The following is a 25,980-nucleotide window of genomic DNA, read 5'->3' on the forward strand; positions in this document are numbered from 1 at the left end:
ATCCTCGTTTCCGTTTTCGGAGACGAGGATTTTTTGAATCAGACTTCCATGATGATCGGCATGACCATTGGATGACGTTGTGTTTTTTCTATTAAATACGGTGTGAGCGTATCATTGATGACTTGTTTGATGTCCGTCCATTTCGTATTACGGTTCGCAAGCGATTGATCAAGTGAACGCTTGAGAAGACGTTCAGCATCTTTAATCAAATTACCCGACTCACGCATGTAGACGAAACCACGCGAGATGATGTCCGGTCCAGAGACGAGACGATTCGTCTTCGAGTCAAGCGTCACGACGACGACGACGAGTCCCTCTTCTGAGAGAATACGGCGATCGCGTAAAACGATGTTTCCGATGTCTCCAATTCCTTTCCCGTCGACATAAACCGCATTCGCTTGAATCTTTCCAGTGATAGCGGCTGCATTCGCATCTAATGCCAGTACTTCACCGTTATCCATGACGAAGCAGTTCTCTTCCGGTACACCAGCATCCATCGCAAGCGACATATGCTTCTTCAGCATCCGGTATTCCCCGTGAATCGGCATGAAGTATTTCGGATTCAATAGACGTAACATGAGCAACTGCTCTTGTTGACTACCGTGACCTGATGTATGGATATCATTTAGTTTACCGTACATGACATCTGCGCCAGCTTTGTACAGCTGATTGATCGTCTTTCCGACAGAAACGACGTTTCCTGGGATTGGTGACGAAGAGAAGATGACGAGATCATCCGGAATGATCGAGATTTGACGATGTGTTCCGTTTGCGATACGGCTAAGTGCAGCCATTGGTTCTCCTTGTGAACCCGTACAAAGGATCGTCAACTCATTTGATTTATAACGTTTCATCTCGTTCGGCTCGATGATCGTACCCTTCGGCGCTTTGATGAAATCAAGTTCTTGACCAATCATCATGACCTTGTCCATGCTCCGTCCGAAGACGACGATTTTCCGTCCTGCTTCTACAGAAGCATTGACGACTTGTTGCAGACGATAGATGTTCGACGCAAACGTCGCGAAGATAATCCGCCCTTCCGCTTTACGGAAGATGTCTGAGATCGTTTCCCCAACGACACGTTCACTCATCGTAAACCCTTCCACTTCTGCGTTCGTTGAGTCCGATAGAAGACACAATACACCTTCTTTACCGAGTTCAGCCATTTTCGCTAGATCAGCTGGCTCTCCGACTGGCGTGAAATCGAACTTGAAGTCCCCTGTATGCACGATGTTCCCTTGTGGTGTTTTGACGACGACACCGAACGAATTCGGAATCGAGTGTGTCGTACGGAAGAACGAGATGCTTGTCTTCCGGAACTTGATGACCGAATCTTCATCAATCTCATGCAGTTCCGCGTTGCGAAGCAAACCATGCTCTTCTAACTTCACCTTGATGAGACCCATCGCAATCTTCCCAGCGTAAATCGGTAAGTTCACTTGTTTAAGCAAGAAAGGCAGACCGCCAATGTGATCTTCATGACCGTGTGTGATGAAGACGCCTTTGACCTTATCCTTGTTCTTGATCAAGTACGTGTAATCTGGAATCACATAGTCGATTCCGAGTAATTCATCTTCTGGGAACATGACACCCGCGTCAATGACGATGATCTCATCTTGGAATTGAACGACATACGTGTTCTTCCCGATTTCCCCGAGTCCACCGAGTGCGAAAACGGCGGCCTGATGGTTTTTGACGAACTTCATTCGAACGTCGCAACCTTGAAATCAGGATGTTGTTGTTCGTATGTCAAAAATTCTCCGCTGACTTCGCGGATGAACTCGATGTTGATATCTTTGAGGTGGTCAATCGTTGATCGCACGTCACGAATGCTTTCCCCTTCTACATACATTGTTTCTGTCCGTTCACGAACAGGTGCTTCCGAACGAAGCGGTTGGTAAAATACTTTAAAAATCATGCCTAGCAACTCCTTATCAGTACATTGTTTTTTGTCCTTAGTACAGTATACACGATACACGGACTATTTTTCATCCTTATTCCGCATGTTCCCTTCAGGCAACACGCTTTTGGTTATGCTATACTTTCACGTGAACAGGTCATTTTGACCAATTAAAAAGAGAAGGTGAAACCATGGCAAATCAGAAAGTCGTCTTTTTCGATATCGACGGAACCTTATTGCATGATGGTCATTTTGTTCCGGAATCAACAAAACAGGCAATTCGTAAGCTTCAAGAAAATGGTGTCTATGTAGCCCTTGCAACCGGACGCGGACCTGCGATGTTGTCTGGAATCCGTGAACTACTCAACATCGATACGATTATCGGCTATAACGGGCAAATCGTCGTTCATCAAAATGAAATCATCTACAAACGTCCACAACCGAAGACGGATTTAACGCATTTAACGCAACAAGCGAAAGAAAACGGGCATACACTCGTTTATCTTGGCGAAACAAAAGGCTTCACGACGAAATCAAATGATGTTCATGTCGTCGATTCACTCGGGGAGCTTGATATGCCGTTGCCGATTCACGATGAAGAAGCATTCTTATCGCATGATGTTTTCCAAACGCTCGTCTACTGTACGGCTGAAGAAGAGAGCGATTATGTTAAACGCTATGACGCATTTGATTTCATTCGTTGGCACCCACATGCAATGGATGTCATCAATGTCGGTTCTTCGAAAGCAGAAGGGATCAAACAATTCCTGAAATTGACGAATATTCGCCGCGAAGATACCTTTGCATTTGGTGATGCTTTAAACGATCTAGAGATGCTTCGCTACGTCGGAACGGGTATTGCAATGGGCAACGGACTTCCAGAAACGAAAGCTGCCGCTGACTATGTCACGAAACCCATCCTTGAGGACGGTATCGCACACGGATTAAAAGAATTCCAACTCATTTAATTAAGTAAATGTAAAGCTGAGGCGCGCCTCAGCTTTTTTTAGTTCTTCACTTTATGAATCGCACGCTCTAGACGGTCGAGGTCCTCATTTTCACCAATGACGACGAGATAGTCCCCTTTTTCAATCATTTCGTCAGCTTGTAGAGAAATCAGAACGTTTTCTCCACGTTTAATGGCGACAACGTTCGCTCCGTATTTGCTCCGTAGATCCAGGTCAATCAATGTTTGTTTTGCCATCCGATCACTGACTTTAATTTCAACGATCGAAAATTCTTGAGATAAATCGAGATAGTCAAGAATATTGGAACTCATTAAACCATTTGCAATCCGGACTCCCATATCCCGTTCGGGGTGAACGATGAAATCTGCTCCGATTTTTCGTAATACTTTTTCGTGGTAATCGTTCGTCGCTTTAACGGTGATCGATTGTACCCCAAGCTCTTTTAAGATCAATGTCGTCAAGATGGATGCTTGAATATTTTCCCCGATCGCAACGATGACATGATCGAAGTTTCGGATTCCTAGACTCTTTAAGACGTTCTCATCCGTCGTATCCGCGATGACGGAATGCGTCGCAATTCCCATGAATTCATTGACGCGCTCCTCGTCGGAGTCAATCGCTAAGACATCATAGCCATTTTTCGATAATTCACGGACAATCGAGCCACCAAAGCGCCCTAGTCCAATTACTGCAAACTCTCCATTCATTTTCACAACTCTCCTTCACAATCGCTCTTCCTTAGTAGTGTACCCGATTCAATTTAAAAATACTATAAACGCCCCTGCGATTCGCAGAGGCGTGTATTCATCCATTATTTTGAGGATTTCCCACGTACATAATCGTTATCGAACAAGAAGAGTCGTAAAATCAAGTACAACGCCGGAATCAAGAGTAAGAGTCCGAAGATGAAGACAACGACGAGTGCGGAAGCCATTGTTTCGTTAACGACCGCTTTGTTGATATCGATATATGGATACAAGATATATGGTAAGTGCGTATAACCGTAACCGAACCATGCCACTCCATACTGTAGCATGACCGCGACGAAAGCAATTCCGTAATTCTTCTTCATGTAGACGAGTGTCACCGCAACGAGGAAGAAGATGAAACTAGCAGCGAACCACCACCAGTTCCCGTTTAAGATGTTCTCATAGTGCCATGCCGCTTGATTTTTCAATCCAAAGAAGACGAGTGCACAGACTAGAATCGTCGGACCACTCCAGAAGAGCGCCCACTTACGAATCAATGGCGTAGCCCCTTCATCCTTCGCTTTATCTGCGTAGAACAAGAGGAACATCGCACTGATATAGAGGACGGATACGATAGCGAGTGCTACGACCGACCAAGAGTAAAAGTTCGTAAATAATTTTGTTCCTAAAAACTCGACTGTTTCATTCGTTTTACGAATGAATCCACCTTGACTGATCGTCAAAGTCGTTGACATCGCCGCCGGAATCAATAGACCAGTTGCTCCGTATAAGAACGTATAGAACATGCTGTCGTTTGATCCATAATTGGCAAATGCATAGAAGCTACCACGAATCGCAATTAATACGAGAACGATTGAGGCTGGCACGAGCAGTGCCGTACCGAAATAATAAGCGGTATCCGGGAAGAACCCGACTAGTCCGACGAAGAAGAATACGAAGAAGACATTCGTTACCTCCCACACTGGTGAGAGATAACGAAGAATCAATCGATTCGTTAAATGATCCCGCTTCGTATATTTTGAATAAAAGGCGTAAAATCCAGCACCGAAGTCAATTGAGGCAACGATGAGATATCCGTACAGGAAAGTCCAAAGGACCGTAATTCCTAGTGTTTGAACGTCCAAATCGTTCCCTCCTTACTTGTTATCATCCACGAACATAGCTTCCCCACGTGCGTGGTGGTTTTCAGCAAGTTCTTGAAGTTCTTTTCCAACCGGGTTTTTCTTGAACATCCGTAATAATACGACTGTACAAATCGTACCGAGCATCAAGTACAAGGCACTGAATAGAATCAACATCGGACCAACAGCAGTTGATGTCGTCGCCGCATCTGCTGTCCGCATGATGCCGTACAGTGTCCAAGGTTGACGACCAATTTCAGCATACATCCAACCTGCTTCAATTGAAATCATCGCCAGAGGTCCACCGATGAAGACACCTCTTAAAATCCATTTGTTATAAGGATTTAATTTTTTCAAACGGAATGCCAAGATGAACAAGGCAGAGATGGCAGCCAAATACATACCAATCGAAACCATGATATCGAAGAAATAGTGAACGATCAGCGGTGCTTGATCTTCTTTTGCGAACTCATTTAGACCAATGACTTCTGTATCTGGAGCTCCACCCGCAAGAATTGAGAGTGCATATGGGATTTTGACGGCACCCTTGATTTCATAACTGCCGTCTTCTTGCTGATCAAGTATCCCACCGAAGATCAACTCGGCTTCACTTGTCGTTTCAAAATGCCATTCAGCAGCTGCGAGTTTCTCTGGCTGGTATTTCGCCAAGTATTTCCCTGAGAAGTCACCGACAAGTGCCGTCGAGAAGGCAAAAATCAATCCAGCCATGACCGTTAAGCGAAGTGCTTTTTTGTGATACGCTGTTTCCGCTGCCGAGAGTGTTTTTTTGCGGAGTAAGTGGAACGCCGCGATTGCCGCCAAGATGAATGCGACTGTTAAATAAGCCGATACGATGACGTGTGTTGCTTTTGTAGGTGTTGCTGTATTGAACATTGCTTTTAATGGTTCAATTTGCGTTAGCGTTCCGTTGACGATCTTAAATCCTTCTGGTGAGTTCATGAAGGAGTTGACCGTCGTAATGAAGAATGCTGATGCTGTCGCACCAATGACGACCGGAATCCCGATCAACCAGTGTAACCATGGGTTTTTGAACCGATCCCATGTATACAGATAAATACCGAGGAAAATCGCTTCAAAGAAGAATGCGAATGTTTCCATAAATAGCGGTAGTGCGATCGTTTGACCAGCCACTTGCATGAGTGACGGCCAAAGTAGTGATAATTGCAATCCGATGGCCGTCCCTGTCACGACACCGACTGCGACGGTAACGACGTATCCACGCGTCCACCGTCTTGCTAATAAAATATAATCCGGATCTTTGCGTTTCAGACCGATGAATTCAGCTGCGAGTACCATGAGTGGTACCCCGACGCCAATCGTCGCGAATATAATATGAAACGCTAATGTGAGCCCTGTCAACAATCGACTGAGCAATACGGGATCATTGAACATGTATATAGCCCCCTCTTCCTAAAACATACTTCTCTATATGGTCTATAACCGTATCATAGAGAACATAACCCTTTATGTCTGTTTATAATGTTTGATGTAACAAATTGTTCACATGTGCACGTGATTTTTTTCACAAAATGTTCGAAAACTCCTATTCTTACATATATAAAAAGCTTTCCCATTCTTGATTTCGAAAGGGAAAGCTTAATGTCCTTTATTATTTCATAAAACTTTTTAAACATATTCTCGGAAATAATGATCGAGTAAATCAATCACAAATGGAATAGCGGATTCATCTGGATTCAAGGTTGGTTGATGAAGTCCAGATGTCGGATTGTCGACTCCAAGCCAAAACATCATCCCTGGAATTTCCTTCAACATGAATCCAAAGTCTTCTCCTGTCATTGCTGCATCACATTCAATATAGTTCGCATTCATCTTAACGAATGATGAAAATTTATCAACGATGTGTCGGTCATTGACGACCTCGTAATAACGATTTCCGAATTGTAGATCAATCTTGACGCCAAAGGAAGCTTCTATTCCCCGGATGATGTCACGAACGCGTCGTTCCAGTTTTTCCATGTCTTCCCCGTTGAGTGCGCGCATCGTACCGTCAAGAACAGCTCTACCGGCGATGACGTTTTCTCGAATCCCGGCATCGACCTTTCCGATCGTGATGACGCTACAGTTCATCGGATTGATGGATCGGCTGACGATTGTTTGCAATTGCATGATCAAGGCTGCTTGCGCAACGACCGTATCAATCGTCAAATGAGGAAATGCCGCGTGACCACTTTGACCATAGATCGTGATATGGACTTCTCGAGCACTCGCGAACAAGACGCCGGGACGGCTTGCAATCGTACCGACTGGATACTCCGGTGCGACGTGAAGACCATACATCTCACTTGGACGATATTTTTCAAACAACGGACTTTTAATCATCGGTTCTGCCCCGCCCGGACCTTCTTCCGCTGGTTGGAATAAAAAGACGACATCATCCATGACCGGCAATTCAATGATTCGTTTCATCAATCCCAACGCAATCGACGTGTGCATATCGTGGCCACAGGCATGCATGAAGCCTGGATGTTCCGAGCAAAATGGAAGACCTGTCGCTTCTTCGATTGGTAACCCATCAATGTCTGCCCGGTATCCAATCGTCCGATTTCCAGTCAATCCTTTCACTCGAACGAAAACACCCGTTTCAAACGTGTCATACGTGACACGATCTGGTGGATAAGCACGAATTTGTTCCAATATAAAAGCTTGCGTCTTAAATTCCTTGAACCCTGGTTCTGGTATTTTATGAAGCGCGCGCCGCATTTCAATGGCGTATTCCATCTGACTGACTTCCTCCTTCTTCTTTTACGATATCCCAAAATGCTTGAACTTGTTTTAGTTCAAGCATCGATTCCGTAGACAAAATCCATGTATCTCGCTTTAATACCTTTCCAGATGATGTTTTTAACGGAAGCTGCATGACTTCATTTGATTGTTGGATCGTCGATTCGGGTAAAATCGCAAATCCAATTCCATGTAGAGCCATCTGCTTACATGTCTCGATTTGATCGACGACCAGCGTCCGCGATGGCGGACTTGCGAACCGATCTTGCCACCATTCTAAAATTTCTTGATAGTACGTTGAATCACTCTTGAACTGGATGAATGGTCGATCCGTCACGCGTAACTGTTCGATTGACGTCAACTCACTATCGACTAAATAGAGCGGATCCGAGAAAAGACGTTCTTTAACACCTTTCCAGTCCGGGTTTCCACGAATGATCCCGATATGAAAATGTTCCTCTAACATATGACGCATCATCTCACTGGACCATCCCGTGACAAGCTGAACACGGACATGCGGATAACGCTCAACGAATCGTTTCAAGACACGAGGGAGCCAATATTGCCCCATGATGGAAGCGACGGCAATCCGAAGCGTTCCATAAACGGCACCCTCTTCTGCTGTCAATTCACTTTTTAACTCAAGTTCCTTTCGATTCATCTCTTTTGCGAGACCGATTACTTTTTCTCCTTGTGGTGTGATGCTTAACCCACGCGATGAACGAATGAATAATTTTGTTCCCCAGCGTCTTTCAATCGCAACGAGACGTTGACTAAGCGCAGGTTGCGAGACGAATAATCGTTCGGCAGCGCGCCTCATATTCAATTCTTCCGATAAGGTGATCAACATTTCCATTTCCGACACTTGCAATGTGAGATTCGACTCCTCATGATATAAGATGGCATTAGTTTAACACGTTAGAAAGGACGATACATATGACACGCTATCATTTTATGTTCATCATCTCAACGATTGCAACGCTTGGCAGTCTCTATTTCAGTGAAATTCGTGGATTCATCCCCTGCCCTCTCTGTTGGTGGCAACGACTATTCATGTATACGACTGCCTTTTATTTGCTCATCTCGCTATTCCGGTCGAAAACGATTGATCCACTCTTCGTCCGCCTGTATGTGCTTGCCGGCTTTGGTGTCGCCTTGTACCACGTCATTCTTGAGCGCTTACCCGATGGCGAAGCGTTATGTACAAGCGGCTGTCTCATCAAGTGGGTCAACTATTTTGGTTTCTTGACGATTCCGATGATGAGTCTCATTGCCTTTACATTACTCTTGATTCTAGCGTTCTATCCAGCACGTTCGAACAATGAAGCATAAGATACAAAAAAGAGAAGTCGATTCGACTTCTCTTTTTTGTCGTTTGATATCACGCCCATCGATTGAAGACGCTGACGGCGCTTGAGAACGCAAGCTCTGAGAGCTGTCCCGTACCTTCACACCAGTCCCCGACGAAAGCGACACCTGCATGATCCGGAATATGAGTCGCAAGCGGCGCTTGCCCCATTTTCCATTTGATTTCTTGTACGACTGCTCGTTTGATCGTTCGTTCTGCGACGATACGTTGTCGCCAATCTGCAAAATGAACGTCAAGCATCTGTTCGATTCCTGTTCGGACATGTCCAATATAATCAGGATCCTCGAGTCGATCGTGTTCAAGGTAGGCGATTGCTTGAAGGACTTGACCATCCTTCGGTGCAAGACTTGCATCATAATGCGATAAATCCGTGATGAACGCTCGATGCGAACGGTCGTAGATGTATGAATACGGTGTTTGGATATACGGATGAAGTCCAAGATCATACACGAATACTTCTACCGGTTCATGGCTCGCGTACGGTGTAACAAATCGCTGAATGGCAGTGGGAGTCGCCATTTTCAAGATTTCACGCGGTGGTACGGCAAAGATGATCCGTTCGACGTTCCATTCTTGTTTCTTTCGATCACGTACTAAAAATCCGGTCTTAGTCGATTCGACTGCTGTTATTTTTGTTTTTTTCAGGATCTCTCCACGGTTTTCTAGGATGATCCGTTCCAACTCCTGAACTAACCCTTGCCATCCACCTTCGATGTATGAGACAGGCTTGCGCGTCCGAAAAAGTTTTTGATAATACTCGAAATAGACGTCTGACGGAATTTTTTCGGGTTCTGCCGTAAAAAAGTTCGTTGATGCCAAATCAAGCATCAACTGTGCCACTTGTTCATCGACTCGTTCTGTTTTTAACCATTGCCCGATTGATTGTTGCGGATCCCCTCGTTCGACTCGTAAAATCGTTTTAATGATTTCCCATGTGAAACGTACTTTGTTCGTTCCTTCGATGACTTCTGTTTTCAATAATCCCCAGGCATTCGCAGGAATTGCCGTCAAATGACCTGAAAACTCATATTTCGCACGACTTGCTGAGAAATCCAGCCACGTCACTTCGATACCGAGCTGTTTCGTTAATTTGCGAAGAATCGATTGATCGCGTCCATAAATCGCATGAGCACCGTAATTAAACGTAAATCCTTTTACGGTTTGAGAGGTGGCACGTCCTCCAAGTAATCCCGCATCCCAGAGCGTGACCGGCGTTCCTTGTTTTGCGAATAATGCCGCTGCCGTCAAGCCGGATAACCCTCCACCTATGATACCAATCGTCATACTCCCGCCTCCTCAATCGTCATTTCTTTTCTTTTCCCATAACGATTGAAGAAGAATCGAAGAACATGAAAAAAGGCGCGATTTCAATCTTGAAATCACGCCTCCTTATTTTGGATTATGCTTTCCACCATTCATCGAGTGGTGAGACCGGCATATGATGCTTGTGTCCAACACGTTTATACTGCGTCTCTAACTTTTCTTGACTTGCTTCTGAAATCGTCTTTCCTTCCAAGTAGTCATCGATTTCTTCATATGTCATACCAAGTGCCACTTCGTCTGGTAGTGCCGGACGATTTTCCTCAAGGTCTGCTGTCGGAACTTTTTCAATCAAGACTTCTGGTGCGTTCAAGTAACGTAACAGTTGTTTCCCTTGCCGTTTATTCAGTCCTGTCAATGGCGTCAAATCACATGCACCATCACCGTGTTTCGTGTAGAATCCCGTCACGAATTCAGCTGCATGATCTGTTCCAACGACTAAACAGCCATAATGAGCAGCTAAATCATATTGGCTTTTCATTCGCTCCCGCGCTTTCGTATTTCCTTTATTAAAGTCGGAAAGTTCTGCACCTGTCGCTTCTTTGAACGCCTGCATCGATGCTTCGACTGCTGGTTTAATGTTCACACGAAGCGAATGATCCGGTTGAATGAACGTCAAGGCTGTCTGTGCGTCTGCTTCATCTTGTTGTTCCCCGTAAGGCAAGCGGACCGCATAAAATGCGACATCTTTCCCCTCTTCTTTTCGCAACTCTTCAACTGCCAGTTGGCACAGACGACCTGCGAGCGAAGAATCTTGTCCCCCTGAGATGCCCAATACGAATCCTTTTGCTCCTGTATGGTTGAGATACGCTTTCAAGAAGGCTACCCGCTCGTTTACTTCTTGTGCTGGGTCAATGACAGGCTTTACTCCTGTTACTTGGATGATTTCTTTTTGCATGAATCGCTTCACTCCTTCATATTGTGTTGATCGTCATTTTGAATCAATCATTTGTTGATCCGTCGTTTGTTTTGCACTTGCTCCCTTGAATTGACGGATTGTCGATACGCGAACTTCCGTGCTATCACCTAAAGAGGAGATTGGTAATTCAACCGTATACTGTTTCGTTTCATGTTTCGTGAACGTATCTTTTTCAATCGCTTGCGTGAATACTTGCTCTTTCTCAAAATCATACGTTACGTGTTGTTTCGCATCAATCAATTGAGCCTGAAAACGTTGTGAGGAAGGATACGTCACGTTCACACTGTGATCATTTGGATTCGTTAAAGAAATGTCTAATTGCATCATGTCGTCCTGCTTTGTCGTTTTGACTGCGATCCGAATCGGTTCGTTCGTAGTTGTTGTTGCCTGTTGTTTCTTTTCTTGGCAACCTGCTAAACAAACAGAAAGCAGTAGCAGAATGAAAACGAGACGTTTCATCTCATCCCTCCTTTTATCTCTAATAATTTTATCACAAAAAAAGCGAGAGAGGATTCTCCTCTCTCGCACGGTTATTCACTTATGCCACAGGTAAAGTCGATGGATTCATCTTGAATGAAAACAATTGCTCTAGTCCTGTCGCAAACAGTTCGTCACAAATATCCTCTGCCGCGTTTGCTGGTGCGACTAATGTAATCGTACGACTGTCGATTGTTTCGATCGTTACATATACCCCTGTTTTTGTCCGTTCCTTATATCCTACTGCTAAATCAGTTTCAGCGAAAAGTAACATATCCCCGATTCTCCCCTTTTCTCATTCATAATGCCCAGCCAAGAGATGACCTACATGTTCCGAATTCGTTATTGTAGGTTAACTGTACCAAAGGGCAGAAAAAAGAAGAAAATTGTCATTCGACATTTCATTTCAAAACAATATTTCAATTTCATCAGGGATATTTTGGAATAATCCATTTAGTTGTTAGATGCAAGCGTTTTAATAAGCATTTCCAACACATTTCATTTCGATTTCAAAAAGATGACAACATGATTTAGATTATTTTACCAGTATTTTTAGGAAACAGGGAATATATACCTAGACAATTAGTGACTCATTTTGTCGAATGATTCTCTCACTCAATTATTTTTTAAGTTCTCATGAACTTTCATCTATCATTCGATTCATTTGCTGCCAAACCGTTCCTAGTGCTTCTTCCCCACTCTCGATCCGCGTTAATGCGAGTTCGGCTTGTAGAGCTACTTCATATTCCCGGTCTCGGCTTGCTTCACGCAGTCTTGGGATTGACTGTTCCGTTCCGACATCAAACAGGAAGCGTGCAGCTCGCCAGCGTACTAATTTATTTTTATCCGCTAACGCTTCCATCATCATTGGTTCAGCTTCTGGCATCGCCCAATCTGAAATCGTATCGCCTGCTGTCCGACGAACGATCCCTGACGGATCATGCAGTGCACTCGTCAAATACTCTAACAGTTCTTCTCGATGATCTTCGAACATCCCAAGCTTTACAATCGCTTGACGCCGAATTTGCATCTTCTCATCCTGTAACAGGCGAGCATAAGCTGGAACCCATTCCATCTCAACAGGTAATTCATCGAGCGCCGCGAATCGTTCTTTCCAATCGGATGATTGAATCGCTTGACCGCTAAACGTAATATCTTCTCCTGCTGCGAGCGACTTGAGACGTTCGATACGTTCGACTGGATAGGCAATCTCAATCTCATTCGCTACTTCACGCAAACTTTCGTCAAGATCTCCGTATCGAGGTGCTTGTTCCACCCAGCGTCGATCGCTAATGACATTCTGAACGAATGGTTGGACGAATAGCGCTGCTTCTCGGAAACGTTCCGACAGTCCTTCTCGTTTTTCTTCTAATCCTTTCACACCTTTGATTTGCATCGGTACGCCTAAAATGAACTGCACGAATAGATGGACAGGCTCATACTCAGCATCTGTCTCGTGCTGTTCAACATCATTCAACGTTTCACCGAACGCACGTCGTATATCGATGACAAGCGAGCGCCAATCATATTTCGGATAACGCTCGATCGATAAAAAGTCACTGACCTGATAAACGAACTTAACGCCAGGTATTTCAAGTAATCGCTGAATGTGTTCCGGTGCGCCAAAGGCATGCTCGAATGTCTGCCCCTTTTCCGGAAAGACCTCATCAACGATGACTTTCATGTTATTTGGACTTGGTGTTGGTTCAATCGCTACGATTTTCATGTGTATCCCCTCCATTTCTATCATTTCAGATATCTAATCTGAAATGCAAAGCAAATGCCCTACAGACGTGACTGTAGGGCAAAAACTTACTTGAATGCCTCTTCGATGATTGCAACGAAAGCATCCGGTTTCTCAAGCATCCCCATGTGTCCACTGTCTGTTGACCGATGTATGAGATGATCATTCTTTGGTGCAAATGCACTTTCCTCTGAAATCAGTTGATCTTTCGTGCCGTGAATGATGACACCCTTCACGTTTGACCTCGTCAAGACCTTCGTCATATCTCGCCGATCTCGCATCGCAGAGAGCGCACGAATCGCTCCTTCGACCGTCATCATGTACCCGATTTCAAGTGCTTCAGCGACAGCGAACTCATCTGCCCCTTCAGCGAATAAGGATGGAACAAGACCATTGACGAATTCTCTGACACCGACTTCTTCAACGCGTGTGATGTTTTGATTTCGTTTTTGTTTCGCTTGTTCATCATCTGCTTTAGCTGTCGAATACACAAGACCGTATCCACTGATTTGATCCGCATACCCTTCAACGATTGCAGCTGTGATGTATCCACCAAAGGAATGTCCGATGATGATCGGCTTTTTGATACCACGTCGATCAAGTTCATGCATGACCCATTCGGCAAAGCCTTCAATCGTATCCGGACCAACATCAAGTCCCTCATGCCCCGGTAAACTTAGTGGTAAGACATCAAAGGAATGTCGTAAATTTGCCTCTACCCGATTAAAATAATCTGTTCCTCCTGTAAATCCATGCAGGAGTACAAGTGTTTGTTTTTCCATTGACTACCTCATCCCTTCCATTCAGATGCGAGCATACGGTACATCGTCAAATCCATGAAACGACCATGACTGTATGCATAATCTTCTAGTAATCCTTCTGCTTTGAATCCTAATTTTTGAACCAATGCGTTAGAAGCGAGGTTTTCAGGTGCGACGAGGGCGCTGATTCGATGGAGAGCAAATTCTTCAAAGCCATATGTCAGAACAGCTCTTGCCGCTTCCGAAGCGACACCACGTTGCCAATAATCTTGACTAACTTCAAAACCAATTTCAGCCCGATGGTATTGAGACAGCCAGTTATGAAAACCGATCGTACCGATCAATTGATTCGTTTGTGCATCAGCAATTGCCCAGCGAATCGCTTTACCTTGCGTGAACTGTTCTTTAAAGTAACTGATGACATTTTTAGCTTCATAGACCGTCACGAGCGGATCTGATCCGTAATAATACATGACTTTATCGTCCGATAGGATTTTAAACAATTCGCGTGCGTCACGGTTTTCGAGCTCACGTAATATGAAGCGCTCGGTCCGCAATTCCGGGAAAGGCTTTCGCAAGCCCCACATGCTCCATCACCTCTCTTTATGCTTCTCTATGTAGTATGCCCGTTTTCAGAAGTAAATATCCTTTCAGGCAATTCGAAGTTTTGCTACTATTAAATTATGAAGGAGTTAGTCATGGAAAGGAAGCGAAGTGGTATGTCGAGTGCGTTACTTTACTTATATGAGGACGAGGAAAATCAACGATTAACGATGTCAGGAGTACATTTCTCTGATTTCGCTGCAGCCGTCGATTTGAAACGTCCTTTACTCATTTCAGGAAGTGATTTCAAACAGACGAAACAATCGTTTCGAACGATGCTTCATTACATCGAAGCGCATGAGATCGAACAGTTTTCACAATCAACGGATGTCCAGCGTCATCCTTTGACTGCTATTGATATTCGCTCCTCTCATTCGCTTGATGTATTGACGGATGTCGAAATCGCGGAGTTATTATTTTTAATGCATATGAAACGAGGGACACCGCTTCCTTTCCTTGACTCGATCGAGAATGAACTGGTCTATTTTAGCGAACACGATGGTCTTCATGCTTCTGTTTACTTGAAGGATTGGTCACGGGTAGAACAACTTATCTCTGATCTCGTACAACGGAAATTTCGTCAGCACGCACGATCCGTCGCCTCGATCGCTTTAACAGCTGAAATCATGATTCATATCCGTCATCTTCTCAAAGAAGGAGTATTGATTGATTTCGAAAGTGCAAAACGGTCTGTTTTCTCAAGAAATATCACGATTCCCGTCTATGTAGCAGGACGGTACGAAGACATGAACGTATTACATGAAGATTTTGAAGCAGAGAAAGAATCGATCCTTCGACGTGGATCGCTTGTTTGTCGCAAAAAGAAATGGAGTTTTGAGTTAGATTGACCTTTAGCATCTTTTTCTTTTGGAAAAGGATGCTTTTGTTCTATTTGAATTTCATATCACGATTGCCTCTTAACAGGTATTCCTATCCATATGACAATATTGTTAAAAAATTTTTCGAATTTTCACACAAAATAAGACTAGCATCTTGTGAAGACTTCGCTATAATGAGGATAACCTTTTCAAGATAGAAGTTAGACCCTGTTTTTTATAGGGATAGTACTGGAATCAGCAGAAGGAGGAATTCAATATGGATCAGTTAAAAGTGAACGGAATTGGCTCATTCACGAAATTTGCGACAAATGGGAACATCCTGAAATTAAAGGATGCGACACTCGGTGAAGTGAAATTGTCGCTGAATGAAGCGAGTTCAATGACCATCGCCCCTGTCGATGAAGAAAATGGACTTTTCATCATTAGAGGGCAACAGCAGGAATCGCTTGTTGAACTGACGTTACCACGTCAATCCTGTGAGGTCGTTCACGCTTGGCTCCTCCATAAATTGAAACGCCACAAAAAAACGCGCTCGATTGCAACGAGCTGATATGTAATCCGAAACGCCTCTAGTAGAGAACCTCATCTCTACTAGAGGCGTTATTTATTTTCAAAAATTCGGTGATGAATTTTCAGAAAATATTGTTTTATTAAATTCTTCATGTTATCCTTAGAAAAATTCAAACAGGAGGTTTTAAACATGACACACGCAATGCTCATCCAAGAACGACTGATTGTGATTAAGAGTAGGGACTGAAGATTCATTTCTCGTTTGAGAAAATGAAGATCCAGGCCCTTTTCGTCATTTCGACAAGGCGTCTGAGCAAACGACGCCTATCCACAAACTTAGTGGATGAGGCTTTTTTTATGAAATTAGGATGAATGGAGGACAACACATGTTTAAGACAAAAGATACATTTGCTTTAGGATTTATGATTTTTGCTTTATTTTTCGGTGCCGGTAACCTGATCTTCCCACCGGAACTCGGTGCGCTTGCGGGTTCACAGTTCCTTCCTGCCATCCTTGGTTTTATCGTAACGGGTGTCGGTCTTCCTTTGCTCGGCTTACTTGCAGTTGCCTCTATCGGGGGTGGCATCAAAACACTTGCTGCACCACTCCCTCGTTTTGTAGGTGCTGCCTTGACGTTCGCACTCTATGTTGCGATCGGTCCCTTTTTCGGAATTCCGCGCACATCGGTTGTCACGTATGAGCTCGGAGTCGTACCATTTCTTGGTGCTCCCTCACAAATGACGTTGATCATCTCATCGAGTCTCTTTTTCCTTGCCACACTTTATCTTGTACTACGACCAGGAAAATTACTTGAGATCATCGGGCGTTTCATCACACCATTATTACTGATTGCTCTTGCTGCATTAAGCATCAGTAGCATCATTTCGCCACTTTCGGGTGTCGCTTCACCAAACGAAGCGTATGAGACGACTGGACAGGCATTCATTCAAGGTTTCCTTCAAGGATACTTAACGCTTGATGCACTCGGCGCCTTGGTATTTGGTGTCGTCGTACTGCATACATTGAAAAGCCGAGGCGTTCATGAACGAAAAGCACAATTTAAAGTCGTCACTCGTGCCGGAATTATCGCTGCCACTGCTTTGACTCTCGTCTATGTCGGACTTGGAATGATCGGACGTAACACATTTGCCGCCATCGGAAAAGTTGATGGTCCAGCACTTCTTCAGCATTATGCAAATACTGCCTTCGGCTCAATTGGTTTAGCTTTACTTGGTCTTGCAATTCTGCTTGCATGTTTGACGACATCAGTTGGTCTCGTCACCGCATTTGCAGAATATATGATGACGATTTCCAACCGTGTATCTTTAAAAGCGGCAAGTATCTTCACGACTGCTCTTGGTCTTACGGTATCGATCGTCGGATTGCAAACATTGTTATCCATTGCTGTTCCGGTATTGATGTTCCTTTATCCAATCGTCATCGTCTTGATCGCATTGACATTCATGCGTCATCTGTTCCGTCGTAAGTCGGTTGTTTATCAATCAACTCTTGGTGTAACAATTTTCTTCTCATTCTGTAGTGCGTTGAATCAACTTTCGCTTTTCCCGGGAAATCTTAAGACGTTCTATCAATCCTTACCTTTAGTGGATCAAAGTTTAGAATGGTTATTCCCAACACTCATCGCCTTCGGTATCAGTTCATGGTTTGGACACGTTTCCAGTGCTTCTATCACACAAAAACGCGCTAGCTAGTGATTCCGCTTTCATCGCTATGGTATGATGAACAAAATGGTTCTATTAATGGAGGCGTCATATACATGGATAAGATTGCTTGGATTACCGACAGCATGGCTTTTTTTGAGCCAGGAGAGGCTGAAAAAATCGGAGTCCATGTGATACCGACTTTACTCATCTTAAACGGAGAGTCTTACCGGGAGTATGTCGATATCTCGATTGAACAGCTTGATCAAAAAATGCGAGAAGATTCTCACGTTTCACCGACGACTTCTCAACCATCATTCGGTGACTTCGTAACCTTGTATGAACAATTGCTTGAAGATGGCTATGATTATGGGTATGCGATTCATATCACGAGTGGACTGAGCGGCACATATTCGAGTTCCGTCGCTGCAGCTGAAGCTGTCGGTTTCCCCTTATACGCGATTGATTCGTATACAGGTGCTGCGAATCAGCAAGAACTTGTCCGGATCGCACAACGACTCGTTGCTGCTGGTAAAGGTCCAGATGAAGTCATGTCTACGCTTGAGACATTCAAACACAAATCGCATTTTTATCTGATCATCGGAAATATGGAGACGATGCGACGGAGCGGACGTGTCTCAGGAAGTCAATTTTTACTAGCAAACATGCTCAATATTAAACCAATCGCTCAATTTAATGAGGAAGGACGACTTGTCCCATTTAAAAAAGTCCGTTCCATCAAAAAAGCTTTTAAAGAAATGGTCAGTGAAATTTCATCAAAAGTCAGTGCTCATGGTGTATATGATCGGACGCTTTATGTCAGTCATACGCTCGCTCATGCCGCTGCTGAAGAATTACGGCGCTTGATTTCTACAGAACATCCGGAGCTTCAAGTACGCATTACCCAATTTGGTCCTTCCATCTTGGCACATGCTGGTGCTGAGACGGTCGGTGTGTACTGGTTCGATGAGATTCCTTTACCAACAACTTGATATCTTGCACGAAACGATGAAAACCGGACGGTCTGCTTGAGACCGTCCGGTTTTTTCATGTCGTTTCATACTTACGAAATAGTTCTTCTAATAATACGGCTTCGTCCGTCGTCCGTTGAATCGACTCATGCGGAAGCGTGATTACACTGGATAACGTCTCAGAAGGATATACATCAATCGAAACTTGTTCCATTTCGATGAGATACTCAAGGATGGAATCAAGTGATGTCTCCTTATTGAACTGACGAAGCCAATTTTCATATCGACGATCCACTTTTCCTTCTTTAAGCAAAATCTTTCCACCGTCAATGATCGCCCACTTCGGTGGCGCATCGATTTGAAAGAGTTCCAACTGCTGGTACTCTTCCATCGTTCGTTTCGTCACCGGAACAACACCGTTAATCGATACTAACCGTTTTAATCTAAGATGCGCTCGCATCGTCATAAAACGAGGTCGCCCAGCGACTCGCTCGACAAGCAACGTCGGCTTGTCGATGGAGCGCATCGTCTCTTCATCAAATAATAAACTATGATCAACATCTAACAGTAACATCAAGCCACTCCTTTTTTTCTACGGGAGACGATGAATGCATAGGAGCTACATAAAAGAATCGCGGCAAAACAATATCCACCGATGACATCTGAGAAATAGTGAACGTTTAAAATGATTCGAGAAGCTCCCATGGCGAGGAATAATCCAATCGTCACGATCGATACAAGTACCTTCCCACCTGTTTTCAAATGACGAAACGCAACAACGAGAAATCCGGTATAGACGGCAAAAGCCATCGCTGAGTGACCACTCGGAAAACTGTATCCTACGCCACCAACCAATTCATTTAATGAGGGGCGCTCTCGGACAAAGGCAAATTTAACGACTTGATTCAATACACCTACTGATATTGCCATGATTACATACCAGATACTTGCGATGCGATCCCGCCACAAAACATAACTCAGTATTCCAAGTAACACCGTCATCGTCATCGCCCCTGGACCTGATCCGAGTTGAGTGAACCAAGAAACGTAATCCCCTGGGACGTGTTGCGACATATATGACGATAATTGAGCATCAAATAAAAAATAGCCTGTCGTCCGAATGGAGACAGCGATGATCACGAATAAGACGACAGCGATGGATGCACCAATCCATGCCCCTCTCGCACCTCGCATCAGTATGTCCCCTTACGTTCTTCTAATTCTTCTGCTGAATAGTCTTCCTTATCTCGCAAACGATGCGCTAGTCGTCCGGATGCATTTGCTGCGATGGCTGCGACGATATCATCCATGAACGTATTGACTTTTCCGTCCCCAAGCTTCGTATCGAGTTCTTTGATGATACCGACCTTTGCTTTATCCAAATAGCCGAACGTCGTAACCGCAATCGAACCATACGTGTTGACGGCACCAATCGCAATCGTCTCATCTACGCCAAATAGCCCTTCATCGCTTTGGATGATGGACAGGAGGGGTTCTGATAATAACCCTTTTTCCGCCAAGATGTCTAGTTCTGCTCCGACGAGAATCGCATGTTGTAATTCACGTTTTTCAAGAACACGTTCTACTGAACTGACACATGTTTCAATTGTCAGATCCACCGTGTAGGGGGCCTGCATTTGGTAAACGATCTCAGCGATTGCATGAATCGTCACCCCTCGTTCATGTAACTTATCGATAGCTGCCTGTTTGACCTCTTTTGAATGTGTTTTCTTCATGACTATATCCACCTCTCCAACAAAGTACTTCATTAGTATACACGGATTCTGAACCTCCTCTCAAACTTCTTTGACATCGACGCCAGAATCCGTCATGATTATTTTGTAAAGCGTTATCATTTCAGGGGAAAGTAGGGGATTTTCGATGAACATCGGGGTTGTATTGTTTCCATCGAAACGCGTTCAAGATTTTGCAAATTCATACCGAAAGAGATATGACTCGAAGTATGCACTGATCACACCTCATATCACGCTACGGGAGCGGATGGAAGTTGATGAGACAGAATTAGACCACATCGTGACGGAGTTGAATCGAATCGCGTCCGAAACGAAGCCTGTCAATTTGCACATCCAAGGAGCTCGTTCGTTCCATCCGACGAACAATGTCTTGTTCCTTAAAGTAATGCCGACGGATGAGTTAGAACAATTACATCGCGCTTTGCATACGGGACCACTCGAACATAAGCCGAAATACGATTTCTTGCCACACATCACAATCGGTCAAGAACTGTCGGATGTCGAACTGTTCGATGTACTAGAACGTCTCAAGATGGAAGATATCCGTTTCCAAGAGGACGTCACGAAAATGGCTTTATTGTATGAACTGGAGAACGGTGCTTGGAGTGTCTATGAGACATTCCGCTTCACAGGTCAATGAATGATTAAACTTCCCGGTCGAAGCTTCGACCGGGAAGTTTTAGTTCTGGTAATACACCGTATGCATTTGCCTGTTCTTCTAAAAAGTCGTCCGCTTCGTGTTCGCGGTAAGGGTCAGTTGGGCGTATCGGTTGAACTCGAGCGACTGGTTCAGTCTTTAGCTGTGGATCGACACGTACTTGACGATTGACATATTGTACGACTGTAAAATCGATTGCGTTCATCCTCTGCACTTCCTCTCTCCTTCTAGTGACACTTATATTTGTTAGTTCCCCGATCGAGCACAAAAAAAACCAAGCCTCCCGCATGGGAAAGCCTGGCTTAATCGATCGTTTATTAAAGAATGTGGAATCCGCTATCGACGTGAAGAATTTCTCCTGTCACCCCACTCGACATTTGCGAAAGCAAGAACAATCCACTTTGACCAATTTGTTCCGTCGTCACGTTACGATGAAGTGGCGCTCGTTCTTCGATGCTATCAAGAATGGAATTGAAGTCGCCGACACCTTTTGCGGATACTGTCCGAATTGGACCAGCTGAAATCGCATTGACACGAACGCCTTGCTGACCGTATTCAGCAGCGAGATAACGAACGCTTGCATCTAATGCGGCTTTCGCAACACCCATGACGTTGTAGTTCGGAACCATTTTCTCACCACCGAGGTATGTCAACGTGATGACGGATGCATCTTCCGTGAAGAAATCCTTCGCGGCCTTGACGACTGCTGTTAAGCTGTAGGCTGAGATATCAAGTGCTTGCGCAAACTGTTCACGCGTTACCCCAGAAAACTCACCGCGAAGCGCTTCTTTATCCGCGAATGCGATCGAGTGAGCGATCCCTGAAATCTTACCGTGGTCCGCATGAATCATTTGGAAGACCTGTTCAATCTCTTCGTCACTCGTGACATCACACGTATAATAAGAAGCCGGTCGTGATAATTCTTGTCCTAATTTTTCAAGTGGTGCCTTGAAACGTTCTCCGACATATGTAAATGCCAGGCTTGCTCCAGCAGCGTCGAGCGCACGTGCGATACCCCATGCAATCGAACGTTGGTTAATGACGCCCATGACGACGTACGTCTTGCCTTCGAGTGAAGGATAAATATTCATGATAAAGTCCCCCTTGAATTAGTACCTGGTAATAAAACCTATCTTCAGGTTACAAAAACGTAACGCTTCTGTCAACCATCGCTCTTGATATTGCGGATTTGATAAATTACGGTAATATAGAAAGAGATAGAAAGTAGGGATGAAATGAATCGATTCAAATCATTTACACAACGTTATGATCATACGTTGCTTTTTTTACTCGCCTGTCTGATGGTCATCAGTATCATCGCCATCTATACAGCACAACCTTCGCTTAAAGGTGCGATCAGTGCCATTAACTTCTCTGCCAAACAAATTCAATGGTATGTCATCGGCTTCATGGCGTTATCCGTCGTCATTTTCATCGATTATGAACAGTTGAAGCGATTCCACTGGTTTTTATATGGAGCAGGTATCGTGTCATTGATCGGTCTTGTCGTTCTTCGAAACACACCAATCGTCACTGAAATAAAAGGGGCATACGGTTGGTATCAATTCCCCGTTATCGGTACGGTTCAACCGGCTGAGTTCATGAAGTTCTTTTTGATCGTTACGCTCGCTGCCGTCATTACCGAGCACAATGCGCGTTATGTTCAACATGAAAGAGATCTCTTGTTACTTATCAAGTTGGTCGCGGTTACAGCCTTACCGCTCGGTCTTATCATCATTCAGCCCGATCTAGGGATCGGTTTGATTCTATGCGTCATCTTAGCATGTGCGATGTTGTTATCCGGACTAAACTGGAAATGGCTTTTGACGATGTTCGGTCTGTTCGCAGGAGCCGTCATCATCTTCTTTTACCTGTTCTTTTTCCAAAACGATTTACTCGCAACCTTTTTCCCAGGTCACGCGATGAACCGGATCATGGCTTGGTTGCAACCGTTCGAATATGCGGATGATCTGTCGTACCAACTCGTCCAAGCAATCAACGCAACAGGTTCAGGGCAAATGTTCGGCGTTGGGTACGGGAAACTGCAAATGTTCGTTCCAGAATTGCATACAGACTTCATCTTTACGACGATTGCCTCACACTACGGTTTCATCGGGGCTGCCATCGTCTTGATCGTCTTGTTCCTGTTCGTCTATCGCTTGATTCAGATTGCTCTCGAGACAGCGGATCCATTTGGTACCTATATCGTGACAGGATATGTCGCGATGTTTACGTTCCAAATCTTCCAAAACATCGGGATGACGATTGGTGTCTTACCAATCACAGGTCTTCCCTTACCGTTCATCAGTTATGGGGGATCAACGATGATCGTAAACCTCGTCGGTCTAGGATTGATCATGGCAATCGCCTCTCAATCTCGGATTTCCATGTTCGATGAAGACTAAACACAAATAAAAGGCAGTGGACCGAGTCCATTGCCTTTTATTTGTGTACTTTATCCTTCCAATCGAAGATCCTCAGGAAGTGGTGCTTCAAAACGAACCCGTTCTCCCGTCGCAGGATGAAGGAACGTTGCTGACGCACTATGGAGCGCCTGACGCGGAAGTAACGGGTTCCCTTGATACATCGTATCGCCAATCAAGGGATGCCCAAGAAAAGCAAGATGGACACGAATTTGGTGTGTCCGACCTGTCTCTAGTCGGATATCGAGTAATGAAATTTCTTGGTCAAAGGCTCGAACTAGACGGCTATTTAAGATATGCGTGATGGCACGTTGACCATCTGGTCGTACCATCCGTTCCATAAAGGAATGATCGGTTTGACCAATCGGTTGATCAATCGTTTGTACCGGTACGTTTCCGGGTGCATACGCTAAATAATGTCGTTCTAATTCATTAGATCGTTGCATGAGACTCATCCGGTGATGGGCAAGCCCGTGTTTCGCGAACAAGACAAGACCACTCGTATCACGATCGAGCCGATTAACGATATGGATTGCATACGGAATTCCTTGTTTTCGGTAATAACCAAGGACATAGTTCGATAATGAGCGTTCCGGATGCAGTCGTGACGGGATCGATGCCATGCCCGGCGGTTTATTGACGACGAGCAACCAATCATCTTCAAACAAAATATCAAGTTCCCCTTCTGTCGCCACCATATCCGGTGCTGGTGTCTCTTCCGGGAAGAAGACATGGACACGATCACCCGCGTGTAAGACGTCGTGGACGTTAACATGCTGACCATTACGCGTGATATCCCCATGATTTTTAATCGATACTAACATTTTCCGCGAAATCCCTAAGCGGGTCGTACAAAAATGACTGACACGCCAGCCATCCTCAATGTCAGTCACCATCTGTTGTAGCTGAAATCCATTCATGTTTCCATTTCCTTTACTTTAACGTCTTTCGTCTGCCAGGAAAGATTCCCGCACCCGTTGCCAGAACGGGAAAGAACGAAAACGAGCAAATTTCACTTTTTTATCAGAGACCCGGCACCGAATCGATGTCACGTTTTGATGAATGATCGAAGCATAGTGGTCATAGGTCATCTGAAAATCAATCGGATTAACGGGACGAATTTCGACATCATGATGTTTGGGTAGCAACATCGGTGAGCCGATCGTCCGGTAGACACGATTGTTGATGGAAGCCATCTCTGTAATTTGAATTGCTTCGAGCGCCGGGTGAACGATCGCTCCGCCGAGTGCCTTATTGTACGCTGTCGAACCAGACGGTGTCGATACACACAGTCCATCACCTCGGAATGTCTCAAAGTAGTCGCCTCGAATCGATAAATCGCAAACGAGCGTCTGATTAAAACTTTTAATCGTACATTCATTCAAGGCAAGCAGTTGGTTGTGTGAACCGTCCGCATAATCAATCGAGAGTTCAAGCAACGGGTATTGAACCGTCGCTAAATCCTGCTTCGCGATATGATCAATCAGTTCATCCATTTCTTCAGGGCGCCAATCCGCATAAAAACCAAGATGCCCCGTATGAATCCCAACAAGCGTGATCGTCTCTACTTGATCGAGATACGAATGGAACGCCTGTAGCATCGTTCCGTCTCCACCGATCGAGACGACGATTTCCGGCTGGCTGACATCAAGAATACATCCCCGATCCGTCAATGCCTGCTCGAGTTGCTGTTTCAGCGCATGAGATCGCTCATCATCACGAGCCGTGATTGCAAAACGCATGGTCATCCCCCTACTCTTTTAATCGTTCAGACGCCTTAGCGTCGCGTTGAAAGACGAGTTGTGCGTCTTGGATTTCTACTTTCAGCTGGCTCATCTCCGCATCAAGCAAAAATGCTGCCTCTGCTGCACGACGCAGACGCTCACGCGTCTCTTCCGGAATATTTCCTTGGTACTTATAATTCAACGAGTGTTCAATCGTTGCCCAGAAGTTCATCGCAAGCGTTCGAATTTGGATCTCGACTAACGTCGGAACTTCACCTTCGATCGTCTGTACCGGATAGGCAATGATGACGTGATACGATCGATAGCCACTATCCTTTTTTTGCGTAATGTAGTTCCGTTCTTCGACGATTTTAAAATCTCCGCGCGAGCGCAACAGCTCAAGGACATAAATGATATCATCGACGAATTGACACATGATACGTAATCCGGCGATATCCTGCATGTCTTGTTCTAATGACTCACGCGCAATTGCTTTTCGTTCCGCTTTTTGAAGAATGCTCTTTACAGGTTTGACCCGTCCTGTGACAAATTCAATCGGTGAATGTTCTCCCCGTTGCTGAAATTGTTTACGAATCGCTTTTAGCTTAACTTTCAACTCATCGACCGCGATCTGATACGGTGCAAGAAATAAATCCCAATTTTCTTTTGTCATCTGATTTGTCACCACTTTTAATCGAATAGTATTGGTTCACTGCCTGTTCCTACCTCATTCATGTTATCATATTTTCAGACATTCAACTAGAAAGGCGTGATTCCGATTAGAC

The 25,980-nt window shown here is 44.6% G+C and carries 30 protein-coding genes; 8 read left to right on the forward strand and 22 right to left on the reverse strand.

Annotated elements, in window-relative coordinates:
- Positions 1-38: 38 nt before the first annotated feature.
- Both rnjA and U719_RS11065 read right to left on the reverse strand, forming a co-directional pair.
- On the reverse strand, positions 39-1,706 hold the full coding sequence (gene rnjA / locus U719_RS11060) for a ribonuclease J1 (RefSeq protein ID WP_023468854.1): 1,668 nt from the start codon (positions 1,704-1,706) through the stop codon (positions 39-41).
- Entirely contained in the window at positions 1,703-1,918 is a 216-nt protein-coding gene (locus tag U719_RS11065) for a DNA-dependent RNA polymerase subunit epsilon (protein ID WP_023468855.1), read from the reverse strand. Before U719_RS11065 ends, rnjA begins: the two co-directional genes overlap by 4 nt.
- Positions 1,919-2,091: 173 nt before the next feature.
- Between U719_RS11065 and U719_RS11070 the strand changes: the two genes are divergently transcribed.
- Positions 2,092-2,868: a Cof-type HAD-IIB family hydrolase gene (locus tag U719_RS11070; protein WP_023468856.1), complete on the forward strand. Its 777-nt coding sequence runs from the start codon at positions 2,092-2,094 to the stop codon at positions 2,866-2,868.
- Positions 2,869-2,906: 38 nt separating this feature from the next.
- Here the strand turns inward: U719_RS11070 and U719_RS11075 are convergent, their stop codons facing one another.
- The 5 genes from U719_RS11075 to U719_RS11095 all read right to left on the reverse strand — a co-directional run bounded on the left by U719_RS11075 (position 2,907) and on the right by U719_RS11095 (position 8,333).
- Positions 2,907-3,575: a TrkA family potassium uptake protein gene (locus U719_RS11075; RefSeq protein ID WP_023468857.1), complete on the reverse strand. Its 669-nt coding sequence runs from the start codon at positions 3,573-3,575 to the stop codon at positions 2,907-2,909.
- Between the two features lie 104 nt (positions 3,576-3,679).
- Positions 3,680-4,702 (reverse strand): cytochrome d ubiquinol oxidase subunit II, encoded by a 1,023-nt coding sequence (locus tag U719_RS11080; protein ID WP_023468858.1) that lies wholly within the window; start codon positions 4,700-4,702, stop codon positions 3,680-3,682.
- A gap of 12 nt (positions 4,703-4,714) precedes the next feature.
- Positions 4,715-6,112 carry a cytochrome ubiquinol oxidase subunit I gene (locus tag U719_RS11085; protein WP_023468859.1) on the reverse strand — a complete coding sequence of 466 codons (1,398 nt, stop codon included), beginning with the start codon at positions 6,110-6,112 and terminating at the stop codon, positions 4,715-4,717.
- Between the two features lie 234 nt (positions 6,113-6,346).
- Positions 6,347-7,459 (reverse strand): N-acetyldiaminopimelate deacetylase, encoded by a 1,113-nt coding sequence (locus tag U719_RS11090; RefSeq protein WP_023468860.1) that lies wholly within the window; start codon positions 7,457-7,459, stop codon positions 6,347-6,349.
- The gene (locus U719_RS11095) at positions 7,443-8,333 is read right to left on the reverse strand and encodes a LysR family transcriptional regulator (protein ID WP_023468861.1); all 891 of its coding nucleotides are present in this window, start codon (positions 8,331-8,333) and stop codon (positions 7,443-7,445) included. The genes U719_RS11090 and U719_RS11095 overlap by 17 nt, the downstream gene beginning before the upstream one ends.
- A 65-nt stretch (positions 8,334-8,398) precedes the next feature.
- On the opposite strand from U719_RS11095, the gene U719_RS11100 reads away from it, so the two are divergent.
- Positions 8,399-8,794 carry a disulfide bond formation protein B gene (locus tag U719_RS11100; RefSeq protein WP_023468862.1) on the forward strand — a complete coding sequence of 132 codons (396 nt, stop codon included), beginning with the start codon at positions 8,399-8,401 and terminating at the stop codon, positions 8,792-8,794.
- Positions 8,795-8,843: 49 nt separating this feature from the next.
- Here U719_RS11100 and U719_RS11105 read toward each other — a convergent pair whose 3' ends face one another.
- The 7 genes from U719_RS11105 to U719_RS11135 all read right to left on the reverse strand — a co-directional run bounded on the left by U719_RS11105 (position 8,844) and on the right by U719_RS11135 (position 14,639).
- On the reverse strand, positions 8,844-10,115 hold the full coding sequence (locus tag U719_RS11105; protein WP_023468863.1) for an FAD-dependent oxidoreductase: 1,272 nt from the start codon (positions 10,113-10,115) through the stop codon (positions 8,844-8,846).
- A gap of 115 nt (positions 10,116-10,230) precedes the next feature.
- Positions 10,231-11,049 (reverse strand): ammonia-dependent NAD(+) synthetase, encoded by an 819-nt coding sequence (gene nadE / locus U719_RS11110; protein ID WP_023468864.1) that lies wholly within the window; start codon positions 11,047-11,049, stop codon positions 10,231-10,233.
- A 33-nt stretch (positions 11,050-11,082) separates the two neighbouring features.
- The gene (locus U719_RS11115) at positions 11,083-11,529 is read right to left on the reverse strand and encodes a BsuPI-related putative proteinase inhibitor (RefSeq protein WP_023468865.1); all 447 of its coding nucleotides are present in this window, start codon (positions 11,527-11,529) and stop codon (positions 11,083-11,085) included.
- 79 nt (positions 11,530-11,608) lie between these two features.
- A complete protein-coding gene (locus tag U719_RS11120; RefSeq protein WP_023468866.1) occupies positions 11,609-11,821 on the reverse strand; it encodes a hypothetical protein in 213 nt (70 codons plus the stop codon).
- A gap of 360 nt (positions 11,822-12,181) precedes the next feature.
- Positions 12,182-13,273 (reverse strand): conserved virulence factor C family protein, encoded by a 1,092-nt coding sequence (locus U719_RS11125; protein ID WP_023468867.1) that lies wholly within the window; start codon positions 13,271-13,273, stop codon positions 12,182-12,184.
- Between the two features lie 86 nt (positions 13,274-13,359).
- Positions 13,360-14,073: an alpha/beta fold hydrolase gene (locus U719_RS11130; protein WP_023468868.1), complete on the reverse strand. Its 714-nt coding sequence runs from the start codon at positions 14,071-14,073 to the stop codon at positions 13,360-13,362.
- Positions 14,074-14,081: 8 nt separating this feature from the next.
- On the reverse strand, positions 14,082-14,639 hold the full coding sequence (locus U719_RS11135; protein ID WP_023468869.1) for a GNAT family N-acetyltransferase: 558 nt from the start codon (positions 14,637-14,639) through the stop codon (positions 14,082-14,084).
- Between the two features lie 111 nt (positions 14,640-14,750).
- Between U719_RS11135 and U719_RS11140 the strand changes: the two genes are divergently transcribed.
- The 4 genes from U719_RS11140 to U719_RS11155 all read left to right on the forward strand — a co-directional run bounded on the left by U719_RS11140 (position 14,751) and on the right by U719_RS11155 (position 18,657).
- Entirely contained in the window at positions 14,751-15,503 is a 753-nt protein-coding gene (locus tag U719_RS11140; RefSeq protein WP_235147585.1) for a hypothetical protein, read from the forward strand.
- A 247-nt stretch (positions 15,504-15,750) separates the two neighbouring features.
- Entirely contained in the window at positions 15,751-16,044 is a 294-nt protein-coding gene (locus U719_RS11145; RefSeq protein ID WP_023468871.1) for a hypothetical protein, read from the forward strand.
- A 346-nt stretch (positions 16,045-16,390) separates the two neighbouring features.
- Positions 16,391-17,716, forward strand: coding sequence for a branched-chain amino acid transport system II carrier protein (gene brnQ / locus U719_RS11150; RefSeq protein WP_023468872.1), 1,326 nt, complete (start codon positions 16,391-16,393; stop codon positions 17,714-17,716).
- Positions 17,717-17,781: 65 nt separating this feature from the next.
- Positions 17,782-18,657 carry a DegV family protein gene (locus tag U719_RS11155; protein WP_023468873.1) on the forward strand — a complete coding sequence of 292 codons (876 nt, stop codon included), beginning with the start codon at positions 17,782-17,784 and terminating at the stop codon, positions 18,655-18,657.
- 55 nt (positions 18,658-18,712) lie between these two features.
- Here the strand turns inward: U719_RS11155 and U719_RS11160 are convergent, their stop codons facing one another.
- From U719_RS11160 to U719_RS11170, 3 genes are read right to left on the reverse strand one after another with little or no spacing between them, the layout of a single operon-like run.
- The gene (locus U719_RS11160) at positions 18,713-19,210 is read right to left on the reverse strand and encodes a hypothetical protein (RefSeq protein WP_023468874.1); all 498 of its coding nucleotides are present in this window, start codon (positions 19,208-19,210) and stop codon (positions 18,713-18,715) included.
- Positions 19,210-19,830 (reverse strand): phosphatase PAP2 family protein, encoded by a 621-nt coding sequence (locus U719_RS16510; protein WP_023468875.1) that lies wholly within the window; start codon positions 19,828-19,830, stop codon positions 19,210-19,212. Before U719_RS16510 ends, U719_RS11160 begins: the two co-directional genes overlap by 1 nt.
- Positions 19,830-20,372, reverse strand: coding sequence for a phosphatidylglycerophosphatase A (locus U719_RS11170; protein WP_034786059.1), 543 nt, complete (start codon positions 20,370-20,372; stop codon positions 19,830-19,832). Before U719_RS11170 ends, U719_RS16510 begins: the two co-directional genes overlap by 1 nt.
- Before the next feature lie 145 nt (positions 20,373-20,517).
- On the opposite strand from U719_RS11170, the gene U719_RS11175 reads away from it, so the two are divergent.
- Positions 20,518-21,030 (forward strand): YjcG family protein, encoded by a 513-nt coding sequence (locus U719_RS11175; protein WP_023468877.1) that lies wholly within the window; start codon positions 20,518-20,520, stop codon positions 21,028-21,030.
- Positions 21,031-21,034: 4 nt separating this feature from the next.
- Here the strand turns inward: U719_RS11175 and U719_RS11180 are convergent, their stop codons facing one another.
- Complete coding sequence (locus U719_RS11180; protein WP_023468878.1) at positions 21,035-21,253, reverse strand: hypothetical protein; 219 nt, start codon at positions 21,251-21,253, stop codon at positions 21,035-21,037.
- 112 nt (positions 21,254-21,365) lie between these two features.
- Complete coding sequence (fabI, locus tag U719_RS11185) at positions 21,366-22,139, reverse strand: enoyl-ACP reductase FabI (RefSeq protein WP_023468879.1); 774 nt, start codon at positions 22,137-22,139, stop codon at positions 21,366-21,368.
- A gap of 144 nt (positions 22,140-22,283) precedes the next feature.
- Here fabI and U719_RS11190 point away from each other — a divergent pair, with 144 nt between their 5' ends.
- A complete protein-coding gene (locus tag U719_RS11190; RefSeq protein WP_023468880.1) occupies positions 22,284-23,453 on the forward strand; it encodes an FtsW/RodA/SpoVE family cell cycle protein in 1,170 nt (389 codons plus the stop codon).
- Between the two features lie 50 nt (positions 23,454-23,503).
- On the opposite strand, the gene U719_RS11195 is transcribed toward U719_RS11190, so the two are convergent.
- Genes U719_RS11195 through U719_RS11205 form a run of 3 tightly spaced genes read right to left on the reverse strand, consistent with a single transcriptional unit; the run spans position 23,504 to position 25,868 of the window.
- Entirely contained in the window at positions 23,504-24,391 is an 888-nt protein-coding gene (locus U719_RS11195) for an RluA family pseudouridine synthase (RefSeq protein WP_023468881.1), read from the reverse strand.
- An 18-nt stretch (positions 24,392-24,409) separates the two neighbouring features.
- Entirely contained in the window at positions 24,410-25,213 is an 804-nt protein-coding gene (locus U719_RS11200) for an NAD kinase (protein WP_023468882.1), read from the reverse strand.
- Positions 25,214-25,223: 10 nt separating this feature from the next.
- On the reverse strand, positions 25,224-25,868 hold the full coding sequence (locus U719_RS11205; RefSeq protein ID WP_023468883.1) for a GTP pyrophosphokinase family protein: 645 nt from the start codon (positions 25,866-25,868) through the stop codon (positions 25,224-25,226).
- Between the last annotated feature and the right edge of the window lie 112 nt (positions 25,869-25,980).

The sequence above is a fragment of the Exiguobacterium sp. MH3 genome (assembly GCF_000496635.1).
Classification (GTDB): domain Bacteria; phylum Bacillota; class Bacilli; order Exiguobacteriales; family Exiguobacteriaceae; genus Exiguobacterium_A; species Exiguobacterium_A indicum.

What these genes read in the sequence shown, in the direction of transcription:
- U719_RS11115 (WP_023468865.1), bottom strand. Translation starts at nt 11,529, where the DNA reads ATGAAACGTCTCGTTTTCATTCTGCTACTGCTTTCTGTTTGTTTAGCA.
- brnQ (WP_023468872.1), top strand. Translation starts at nt 16,391, where the DNA reads ATGTTTAAGACAAAAGATACATTTGCTTTAGGATTTATGATTTTTGCT.
- U719_RS11085 (WP_023468859.1), bottom strand. Translation starts at nt 6,112, where the DNA reads ATGTTCAATGATCCCGTATTGCTCAGTCGATTGTTGACAGGGCTCACA.
- U719_RS11130 (WP_023468868.1), bottom strand. Translation starts at nt 14,073, where the DNA reads ATGGAAAAACAAACACTTGTACTCCTGCATGGATTTACAGGAGGAACA.
- U719_RS11120 (WP_023468866.1), bottom strand. Translation starts at nt 11,821, where the DNA reads ATGTTACTTTTCGCTGAAACTGATTTAGCAGTAGGATATAAGGAACGG.
- U719_RS11140 (WP_235147585.1), top strand. Translation starts at nt 14,751, where the DNA reads ATGGAAAGGAAGCGAAGTGGTATGTCGAGTGCGTTACTTTACTTATAT.
- U719_RS11155 (WP_023468873.1), top strand. Translation starts at nt 17,782, where the DNA reads ATGGATAAGATTGCTTGGATTACCGACAGCATGGCTTTTTTTGAGCCA.
- U719_RS11200 (WP_023468882.1), bottom strand. Translation starts at nt 25,213, where the DNA reads ATGCGTTTTGCAATCACGGCTCGTGATGATGAGCGATCTCATGCGCTG.
- U719_RS11175 (WP_023468877.1), top strand. Translation starts at nt 20,518, where the DNA reads ATGAACATCGGGGTTGTATTGTTTCCATCGAAACGCGTTCAAGATTTT.
- U719_RS11160 (WP_023468874.1), bottom strand. Translation starts at nt 19,210, where the DNA reads ATGTTACTGTTAGATGTTGATCATAGTTTATTATTTGATGAAGAGACG.
- U719_RS11190 (WP_023468880.1), top strand. Translation starts at nt 22,284, where the DNA reads ATGAATCGATTCAAATCATTTACACAACGTTATGATCATACGTTGCTT.
- fabI (WP_023468879.1), bottom strand. Translation starts at nt 22,139, where the DNA reads ATGAATATTTATCCTTCACTCGAAGGCAAGACGTACGTCGTCATGGGC.
- U719_RS16510 (WP_023468875.1), bottom strand. Translation starts at nt 19,830, where the DNA reads ATGCGAGGTGCGAGAGGGGCATGGATTGGTGCATCCATCGCTGTCGTC.
- U719_RS11075 (WP_023468857.1), bottom strand. Translation starts at nt 3,575, where the DNA reads ATGAATGGAGAGTTTGCAGTAATTGGACTAGGGCGCTTTGGTGGCTCG.
- rnjA (WP_023468854.1), bottom strand. Translation starts at nt 1,706, where the DNA reads ATGAAGTTCGTCAAAAACCATCAGGCCGCCGTTTTCGCACTCGGTGGA.
- U719_RS11135 (WP_023468869.1), bottom strand. Translation starts at nt 14,639, where the DNA reads ATGTGGGGCTTGCGAAAGCCTTTCCCGGAATTGCGGACCGAGCGCTTC.
- U719_RS11105 (WP_023468863.1), bottom strand. Translation starts at nt 10,115, where the DNA reads ATGACGATTGGTATCATAGGTGGAGGGTTATCCGGCTTGACGGCAGCG.
- U719_RS11205 (WP_023468883.1), bottom strand. Translation starts at nt 25,868, where the DNA reads ATGACAAAAGAAAATTGGGATTTATTTCTTGCACCGTATCAGATCGCG.
- U719_RS11195 (WP_023468881.1), bottom strand. Translation starts at nt 24,391, where the DNA reads ATGAATGGATTTCAGCTACAACAGATGGTGACTGACATTGAGGATGGC.
- U719_RS11180 (WP_023468878.1), bottom strand. Translation starts at nt 21,253, where the DNA reads ATGAACGCAATCGATTTTACAGTCGTACAATATGTCAATCGTCAAGTA.
- nadE (WP_023468864.1), bottom strand. Translation starts at nt 11,049, where the DNA reads ATGCAAAAAGAAATCATCCAAGTAACAGGAGTAAAGCCTGTCATTGAC.
- U719_RS11145 (WP_023468871.1), top strand. Translation starts at nt 15,751, where the DNA reads ATGGATCAGTTAAAAGTGAACGGAATTGGCTCATTCACGAAATTTGCG.
- U719_RS11070 (WP_023468856.1), top strand. Translation starts at nt 2,092, where the DNA reads ATGGCAAATCAGAAAGTCGTCTTTTTCGATATCGACGGAACCTTATTG.
- U719_RS11065 (WP_023468855.1), bottom strand. Translation starts at nt 1,918, where the DNA reads ATGATTTTTAAAGTATTTTACCAACCGCTTCGTTCGGAAGCACCTGTT.
- U719_RS11170 (WP_034786059.1), bottom strand. Translation starts at nt 20,372, where the DNA reads ATGAAGAAAACACATTCAAAAGAGGTCAAACAGGCAGCTATCGATAAG.
- U719_RS11100 (WP_023468862.1), top strand. Translation starts at nt 8,399, where the DNA reads ATGACACGCTATCATTTTATGTTCATCATCTCAACGATTGCAACGCTT.
- U719_RS11090 (WP_023468860.1), bottom strand. Translation starts at nt 7,459, where the DNA reads ATGGAATACGCCATTGAAATGCGGCGCGCGCTTCATAAAATACCAGAA.
- U719_RS11125 (WP_023468867.1), bottom strand. Translation starts at nt 13,273, where the DNA reads ATGAAAATCGTAGCGATTGAACCAACACCAAGTCCAAATAACATGAAA.